The following is a 3,427-nucleotide window of genomic DNA, read 5'->3' as shown; positions in this document are numbered from 1 at the left end:
CGGCATCGTCTGGGTGACGGCTATTCTGTTCAGCCAGTCCAGGCAAAAAGTCAACAAGACTGGCGAATCGGAAGACACCACTGGCCACCGCTGGGATGGTGATCTGGAGGAGTACAACAACCCGCTGCCGCGCTGGTGGATGTGGATGTTCTACCTCACCATCATCTTCAGTATCGGCTATCTGGTGCTCTACCCTGGCCTAGGCAACTGGAAAGGGCTACGCAACTGGACCTCGGACGGCCAGTACAAGGAAGAAGTCGCTCAGGCACAAGCCAAGTACGAGCCACTGTATGCCAAGTACCGCAGCATGGACGTCAAGGCGGTTGCCGCTGATCCGCAGGCTCAGGAAATGGGCAAGCGCCTGTTCCAGACCTACTGCGTACAGTGTCACGGCTCGGATGCACGCGGTGCCAAGGGCTTTCCTAACCTGACCGACAACGACTGGCTATGGGGTGGCAGCACCGAAGCGATACACACCTCGCTGGTCGCTGGTCGTCATGGCCAAATGCCACCATGGGGTGCGGCCTTTGGCGAAGAAAAGGTCAAGGACACCGCCAACTACGTGATGTCGCTGTCCGGCAAAAAGCATGATGCCGACCGCGCCGTACGCGGCAAGGAAGCCTTCAATACCGTCTGTATCGCCTGCCACGGCGCGGATGGCAAAGGTAACCAGGCACTGGGTGCACCTAACCTGACCGATAATATCTGGCTGTATGGCGGCACCGAAAAAACCATCATCCAGACCATTACCAATGGTCGCCAGAACCAGATGCCGGCGTGGAAAGACTTCCTCGGTGACGACAAAGTCCATGTACTGACCGCCTATGTCTGGGGTCTGTCCAATAATCCGAAAGCGCAATAAGCGCCTACGGCAAACTGCCCGCGTAAGCGGGCAGTTATTTTTACCCCATTGTTATATATGAATGTATAGTAACCATCCGGTTAGTAAGTGGATTGCGCAAAGCCCATCCCTAGGGCGGGCTTTGCGAAACCTTCTTACAGGTAAGCCCCAATGTCAGAGTCTCTCAAAAAGATCCCGATTAAAGTTGAAGCCAGTGCGCCCAAGGAAACCGAAACCCATTCCTTGTACGAAGCCCAAAAAAAGCTTTATCCCAAAAGCGTCAAAGGCGTATTTGCCAACTGGCGCATTCTGTTTATCCTCGGCACCCAACTCGTTTTCTTCGGCCTGCCGTGGTTGCAATGGAATGGTCGCCAGGCGGTACTGTGGGACATGGTCAACCGCAAATTCCATCTTTTCAGTCTGACTATCTGGCCGCAGGATTTTGTCTACCTTGCCGCCTTATTGATGAGTGCGGCTTTCGGCCTGTTTATGTGGACGACCATCGCCGGACGCCTGTGGTGTGGCTACGCCTGTCCGCAAACGGTCTACACCGAGATCATGCTATGGATAGAGCACTGGGTAGAAGGTGACCGCAACAAGCGCATGAAACTGGACAAGGAGGCGATGAGCGCGCGCAAACTGCGTATCAAATCCACCAAGCATGCACTGATGATCGCCTTCTCGCTACTGACCGGCTTTACGCTGGTTGGCTGGTTCACCCCTATCCGGGAGTTGGTCGCCGCGTTACCGACGTTCGACTTCGGCCCGTGGGAAACCTTCTGGATCTTCTTCTATGCCGGCTTCACCTATCTGTTTGCCGCCAAGATGCGCGAGCAGGTATGCAAATACATGTGCCCGTACGCCCGTTTCCAGAGCGTGATGTTCGATGAGGACACGCTGGTGATCTCGTATGACGAGGCTCGTGGCGAAGCCCGTGGTGCCCGTAAAAAAGGCGTTGATCCCAAAGATGTCGGTTTGGGTGACTGCATAGACTGCAAACAGTGCGTTCATGTCTGCCCGGTCGGTATCGACATCCGCGACGGTCTGCAATACGAGTGCATAGGCTGCGCTGCGTGTATCGATATTTGCGACGAAGTCATGGACAAGATGGGCAGCCCGCGCGGTCTGATCCGCTACACCACCGAAGCCGCCCTGGAAGGCAAGTATCCCGAATCTGCATTCTGGAGCCGGCTCAAACGTCCTCGCGTCATAATGTATGCACTGGTGCTGGCCATTGTTTTGGGCTCGGCCATCACCTCGCTGGCACTGCGCCAACCACTAAAGGTTGATATCATCCGAGACCGGGCATCCTTGGTACGCGAAACCAACGATGGCTTACTGGAAAACAGCTACAGCATCCGCCTGATCAATGTCAGCGATGTGCCCATGCAAATCCGGATCAAGGTCAAGGGGCTGGAAAGCATCAAACTGGTCAGCGATAGCGAATACCTGACCCTCGCGCCTATGGCTAACGAGCTGATTCCGGTGCGGGTACAGGTCGAGCCGGAATATGCACCGCAAGGCAGTCACCCCATCAAGTTCAAGATCAAGGCGAAAGACGACTCGTTCGAGATCGAAGAAAAATCCAGCTTTATCGGAGAGTAAAGCATGCAGAAAAATATAGGGACGGTACGCCCCTGGTATAAGGAACCTTGGGCACTGGCCCTGTTTTCCGGGCCGGCCATCGTGGTGGTGGCGGGTTTTGCCACCTTGTATCTGGCTATCGTCTCCGACGACGGCATGGTCAGCGATGACTATTACAAACAGGGCAAGGAGATCAATATGGAGCTGCGTCGCGACGATGCTGCAGTCCAGCTTGGCTTGACGGCGCAGGTACAGATCAGCCCGGACATGAAAGCCGTCCGGGTCAATACCACCAGTAAAAACGCCCTGCCCCCCACCTTGCAGCTGCGCTTACTGCATCCGTCGCGTGCAGATCTGGATCAGCTAGTCAGCCTGCGCGCCAGCACGCCCGGCCAATATCAGGGACAGCTCAAGTCGGCCAATGCCAACCACTGGTATCTACGCTTGGAAGACCCGGCCAACCAGTGGCGGATACAAGGCGAATGGCGGCCGGCAGAAAGCTACGCCGTCTTGCTTGGTACACCCAAGCTGGAAGCGGTGGAGCACGAATGATCGCCATCAAGCCCCTACTGCCGGCCTTAGCCATCGCCATTCTGACCGGTTGCGCCAGCACGCCAAGCTACCAACCGGCACAGCTTGAGGGCCGCGTAGCCTATAAAATCCGCATCGCGCTTCCTCCCGCCAAAACCCGGGTCGATGTCCGCCTGCTGGATATCAGCCGTGAAGATGCGCCCTCGGTCGTATTGGCCGAGCAGATTCTGGAGCAACCCAAGGGCTTTCCGCTACCCTTCTCCCTGCGCTACGATCAAGCCGCCATCCAAAGCATGGGGCGCTATGCACTGGATGCCCGCATCTATCTGGATGGCCAGCTATTCATGAGCAGTCGCCAGCAAGTGCCCACCTTGCAACAAGGCAATAATAGTGCAACTGAAGTCTGGGTCGATCCGGTCGGCAACTAAGCCATCCAACACCTCCCACGCAAAACGGGGCGCTAGCCCCGTT

General features: G+C 56.2%; 4 protein-coding genes. All 4 read left to right on the top strand.

Translation table 11 applies throughout. The annotated features are described in order from the left end of the window. The coding region (gene ccoP, locus ACRC1E_RS14230) for a cytochrome-c oxidase, cbb3-type subunit III (protein WP_438515758.1) at positions 1 to 862 on the top strand (862 nt) is incomplete at its 5' end. 150 nt (positions 863 to 1,012) lie between these two features. Further along, positions 1,013 to 2,446 (top strand): cytochrome c oxidase accessory protein CcoG, encoded by a 1,434-nt coding sequence (gene ccoG, locus ACRC1E_RS14225; protein ID WP_438515757.1) that lies wholly within the window; start codon positions 1,013 to 1,015, stop codon positions 2,444 to 2,446. A gap of 3 nt (positions 2,447 to 2,449) precedes the next feature. Continuing rightward, positions 2,450 to 2,977, top strand: coding sequence for a FixH family protein (locus ACRC1E_RS14220; protein WP_438515755.1), 528 nt, complete (start codon positions 2,450 to 2,452; stop codon positions 2,975 to 2,977). Next, entirely contained in the window at positions 2,974 to 3,384 is a 411-nt protein-coding gene (locus tag ACRC1E_RS14215) for a YbaY family lipoprotein (RefSeq protein ID WP_438515754.1), read from the top strand. Before ACRC1E_RS14220 ends, ACRC1E_RS14215 begins: the two co-directional genes overlap by 4 nt. Positions 3,385 to 3,427: the final 43 nt, after the last annotated feature.

The organism is Craterilacuibacter sp. (assembly GCF_051659485.1).
GTDB lineage: Bacteria > Pseudomonadota > Gammaproteobacteria > Burkholderiales > Chromobacteriaceae > Craterilacuibacter.
Note: the sequence above shows the minus strand (reverse complement) of the source record. Positions and strands in the feature narration are given on the sequence as shown.